Annotated in this window: 2 tRNA genes and 1 rRNA gene; all 3 read left to right on the top strand. The window is 47.4% G+C overall.

The window, feature by feature from the left end:
• Positions 1-55 (top strand): 16S ribosomal RNA (locus tag CWE13_RS12585); the annotation flags it as partial.
• Positions 56-285: 230 nt separating this feature from the next.
• Positions 286-362 (top strand) — tRNA-Ile (locus CWE13_RS12485).
• A gap of 139 nt (positions 363-501) precedes the next feature.
• Positions 502-577 (top strand) — tRNA-Ala (locus CWE13_RS12480).
• The last annotated feature ends 261 nt before the right edge of the window (positions 578-838 follow it).

The raw sequence follows: 838 nt of genomic DNA, 5'->3' as shown, positions 1-838 counted from the left end.
GGTGAAGTCGTAACAAGGTAGCCGTAGGGGAACCTGCGGCTGGATCACCTCCTTAACGATGAAGATGCGTAATTTCGTGAGTGCTCACACAGATTGATTGGCTTGATAGATGGAACAAAGATTGGTTGTAGCCGGCGGAAGCTGGTTTTTTTAGCCCTTGAGGTTAAGCAACTAACGGATACTGGGTCTGTAGCTCAGCTGGTTAGAGCGCACCCCCTTTCACTAAGGTGAAGAGCAGGGTGAGGTCACCGACCGAAGCTCGGAGTCAGTATCGAAAACGGTTACGGGTCTGTAGCTCAGCTGGTTAGAGCGCACCCCTGATAAGGGTGAGGTCGGTAGTTCAAGTCTACTCAGACCCACCATTTCTTCATGATGGCTTCGTTGTGGAATTCGTCGCATACTGATGTATGCTTCCTCATCCCACGCCTTGCCCTCATTCGAAATTCAATTTTCAAGAAGAACCTATTAGGTTTGGTGCTCAATCGACCAAGCCTTCGGCTTGGGGCCATAGCTCAGCTGGGAGAGCGCCTGGTTTGCATCCAGGAGGTCTGCGGTTCGATCCCGCATGGCTCCACCATTTCCTCCTCATTCTGCGTTGAAAGCGTCGTCGTTTACTGATGTAAACTTCCTCAGCTTCCGCCTTGTCTGAGAAGGAAAACATTCCTCTTCTTTGTTCCACATATGATGCGTATTGCTAAGTGTTCTTTTGAAAGAATATTTATCAATCACATTATGTGAGTTGCTCTTTAATAATTTGGACAAGCTGATAAAGAAACAAACGAAGTTTGAACAAGCCAGGTATAACTCACCAGATTAACTTTGGTGGCGTATCGTTCAT

This window comes from Aliidiomarina shirensis (assembly GCF_003987345.1).
In the GTDB taxonomy this organism is placed as follows: Bacteria; Pseudomonadota; Gammaproteobacteria; order Enterobacterales; family Alteromonadaceae; genus Aliidiomarina; species Aliidiomarina shirensis.
This window is presented reverse-complemented; position numbering and strand designations above follow the sequence as displayed.